The organism is Flavobacterium tistrianum, from assembly GCF_003254545.1.
In the GTDB taxonomy this organism is placed as follows: domain Bacteria; phylum Bacteroidota; class Bacteroidia; order Flavobacteriales; family Flavobacteriaceae; genus Flavobacterium; species Flavobacterium tistrianum.
In genome coordinates, this window is sequence record NZ_QJRH01000013.1 from 1 (window position 1) to 256 (window position 256).

Below are 256 nucleotides of genomic sequence, written 5' to 3' on the forward strand. Positions count from 1 at the left end.
CTATGCCTGAAGACAGCATTGAGCACATTAATTTTGAAGAAATCAATAATCTGGCAATTTCGAAGCCTTTAGTATCCCATATCTACACCGCCGATCCTTCGGCGCATGTATTCAACGGGAAGATTTACATTTATCCGTCGCATGACATCGATGCGGGGATTCCGTTCAATGACAACGGCGACCATTTTGGAATGGAAGATTACCATGTTTTTTCTATGGAAGACATTTCATCGGAAGCTGTTGATAATGGCGTTGC

Annotated in this window: 1 pseudogene; it reads left to right on the top strand. The window is 42.6% G+C overall.

Annotated features, from left to right (window positions below):
- Positions 1–256, top strand: a pseudogene (locus DMB71_RS00060) (alpha-N-arabinofuranosidase); the annotation flags it as partial.